The 3392-nt window shown below is 64.3% G+C and carries 3 protein-coding genes; all 3 read left to right on the forward strand.

Going from position 1 to position 3392, the window contains the following annotated elements; all coding sequences use genetic code 11:
- Positions 1 to 640, forward strand: a 640-nt coding sequence (locus FJZ36_18485) for a hypothetical protein (GenBank protein ID MBM3216887.1), incomplete at its 5' end; no start/stop codon positions are given.
- 446 nt (positions 641 to 1086) lie between these two features.
- The gene (locus FJZ36_18490) at positions 1087 to 1278 is read left to right on the forward strand and encodes a hypothetical protein (GenBank protein ID MBM3216888.1); all 192 of its coding nucleotides are present in this window, start codon (positions 1087 to 1089) and stop codon (positions 1276 to 1278) included.
- On the forward strand, positions 1279 to 3354 hold the full coding sequence (locus FJZ36_18495) for a tetratricopeptide repeat protein (GenBank protein ID MBM3216889.1): 2076 nt from the start codon (positions 1279 to 1281) through the stop codon (positions 3352 to 3354). It abuts the gene before it with no gap.
- Positions 3355 to 3392 lie beyond the last annotated feature (38 nt).

Genomic DNA, 3392 nt, shown 5'->3' on the forward strand with positions numbered 1-3392 from the left:
GGCGCGTGCGCGTCTGCGGGATGGACGACTTCGTCGCGCTGGTCCGCGCTGCGGACGGCGACGTAGCGGACATGGTCCTCATACTCGGTCTGACCGGGTTGCGCCCATCCAACGTTTTCAGCTCCGGACGGACGAGCTCCGTTCCGACTCGATCCAGATACCGCCGCAGAAGATGAAGAACGGACGCTGGGGCGTGGTTCCCGTCTCGACGTTCGCGGCTGACTTGCTGCGCCGACGTGCCGCACGTATGGAGGGTGACTGGTTGTTCCCATCCCCAAAGCTGCCAGATGCGCCCTACGGCTCCATCAAAACGGCGTGGGGACGACTGACGAGCCTAACCGGACTCGACTGGATGCAGGTCTACGACCTGCGCCATTTCTACGCTTCCGAGCTGTCGCGGCTCGGAGCCACGGAACAGCAGGTAGGGCGGCTGCTCTGCCACGTCGGACAGAGCGTCACGAGCCGATACGTGCATCACGACCTCGACGCACTCCGGCCGTTCGTGGAAGGGCTGAGCGAGGACTGCGTCCGCGCGGCAGAAGGAGTGGGTGCTAGAGCGTGTTATGCACTTTCTTCGGTTCGGAGAGGCAGACTCTCGCAAGCATGCCCACAGTTTACCCGAACCTCGGAAAGTCCATAACACGCTCTAGGGATTCAGCGCGCGCCTCATCATGGTGGCCCGCTCCCCAAAAGCGATCCTGCTACGGTTGAGAGTCGTCGTTGGGGAAGGAGACTCTCGATGCCGAGGAAACGTCGAGGAGCAGACGAGATCATCGGGATGCTACGTCACGCGGCCGCGCGGTCCGCGCAAGGGCAACGGAGCGACGGCGGTAGAGACGCAGCCGATGGGTTCGGCATGTTGAGCGGCAAGGAGATGTGTCGCAGGACACGCACTTGGGCGATGCGCGTAGATGTCCGTCTTGGATTCGCAAATGCGTGCATTGGCTTCGTGATTCTCCTGCCGTGCCTCGTACTGAACGGCGTCTATTGCGTCAGCGGACCGCTCGCCCGTATGCCCGCGGAGCTGCGCGAGACGCCCAACGCGCTCTCACGGCGCGCGAATGGGGCGTTGGGAACACAATCCGCGTGCGGATGGCGGTCCACACTGGCGAATCGGAGGAACGCGACAACGACTACTTCGGATCTGCGCTGAGTCGCGTCGCGCGACTGCGCGCCATAGGTAGCGGAGGGCAGGTCCTGCTTTCGCGTCTGGCGGCGGAACTCGTCCGCGACACGCTGCCTGAGCAAGCCGACCTCCTGCCGCTGGGCGAGCATTGATTGCGCGATCTGGTTCGTCCCGAGCTCGTGTTCCAGCTGGTCCATCCCGATATCGCGCACGACTTCCCGCCCCTCAAGTCGCTCGAGGCGTTCTCAAACAACCTGCCGCCGCAGATCACGTCGTTCATCGGACGCGAATCGGATATCGCGGGAATCCGCGGACGGCTGCGCGAGGCGCGGCTGCTGACGATCCTCGGACCTGGAGGGGTCGGGAAGACCCGCCTTACCCTGCAGGTCTCCGCCGAGGTCGTCGACGAGTACCCCGATGGCGTGTGGCTGATCGAACTGGGCAGCGTATCCGACGGAGCGTTCGTCATCCCGTGTGCCGCAACCGCGCTCAGCATCCAGGAGGACCCGAATCGTCCGCTGGAGGCGACGCTGGTGGACCGGCTCCGGGAACGAACATCGCTGCTGGTGGTGGACAACTGCGAGCATCTCATCGAGGAGCGCGCGCGTCTGGTGGACATGCTGCTCCGAGGCTGCCCGCGAGTGCATGTGTTGGTGACGAGCCGGGAGCCGCTTGGCATCGCAGGCGAGCACATCTGGCGCGCGCGTCCGCTGCCGACGCCGGACCAGCTCTCCCAGTACGATGCCGTGCGGCTGTTCATCACGCGATCTCGATCGGTCAATCCGTCCTTCGCGGTCAACGACGACAATGCTCCGGCAGTGGCGCAGGTCTGCTGGCGTCTCGACGGCATTCCCCTGCTGATCGAGATCGCCGCAGCGCGCATGCGGACGCTCTCCGTGCAGCAGATCGAGCGCCTTCTCGACAACCGTTTCCAACTGCTGACCGGCGGCAACCGCGTTGCCGTGCCTCGTCAGCAGACGGTTCGCGCGCTCATCGACTGGAGCTACGAACTGCTGACGGAGACGGAACGTTCCCTGTTCGACCGCCTCGCCGTGTTCGAGGGCACGTTCGCCGTCGAGGCAGCGGAGGAGGTCTGCGATGGGGACGGCGTCGAGCGGTGGGAGATTGTGGACATCCTCTCTCGGCTTGTCGATCGATCCTTGGTGGCGACGACTGAGGAATCGGAGTCCCCTGGCTACTACTTGTTGAGCACGCTTCGGGCGTACGGTCTCGAGCATCTGCATGCCTCGGGAGCGCTCGATGGCGTGCGACGACGGCATGTGGAGTACTTGGTCGAGTTCGCTGAGGAGGCCGCCGCTGAGCGGTCTGGTCCGAATCAGGCTGCTATCGCGGCTCAGTTGGACGACCGATACCACGACTTCAGGGCGGCGCTCGGATGGGCTCTGGACAACGACCTGACGTTGTGTTTCCGGTTGGTCGCGGCTCTGGGCCCGTACTGCGCCCTTCGGGGGTACTGGACAGAGGGACGGGAGTGGCTCGAACGCTGCCTTCCGCGGGCGGAGCCAGTGCCCGCGCATCTGCAAGCCAAGGTGTTCCTGTGGGCTGGCAGGTCGCTGTGGGGCAAGCAGGAATCCACACGCGCCGAGGCTCTCTTCCGCATGAGCTATGACAAAGCGCGCGAAGCCGGCGAAACGTCCACCATGGTCATGGCTCTCCGACAGCTCGCGATCATCAAGCGCATCGCAGGACTCTACGGCGAGTCGGCAGCGCTCTATCGCGACACCCTCGCCCTGCAGGAGACACACGACGACCAACGCACGCGTGCGGAAACGCTGCACGATCTCAGCGTTCTCGCGTTGGACGCCCCAGACTACACCGAAACCAGGGCGCGGAGCACGGAATCCCTGAGGATTCGCCGAGAACTGGGGGACTCCGCTCGCGTTGCCGCATCGCTTTCGACATTGGGCAGCATCGCGTTCGCGGAAGGGCGTTTCACGACGGCAGCGCGGCTTCAGAAGGAAGCGCTGGAACTGAACCGTCGCGTCGGGGACAAGAAGGGGCAGTCGTACGCGTTGCGCCGCCTGGCGAGAGCCGCACGGGAGCTAGTGGTCAGTGACAGTGACTTATCGTGTTATCCGACCCCCACCCTAACCCTCCCCCATGCAAGGGGGAGGGACATAGCCTCCGCCCCCCGCGAAGCGTGGGGGAGGATTGAGGTGGGGGAATACGACATCTCCAAAGTAACTGACCATAGGACAGATATCTGACGCGTTCGAGCATCTGGCTGAGTCCTTGAGGCTCTGCC

This window comes from Candidatus Poribacteria bacterium (genome assembly GCA_016866785.1).
In the GTDB taxonomy this organism is placed as follows: Bacteria; Poribacteria; WGA-4E.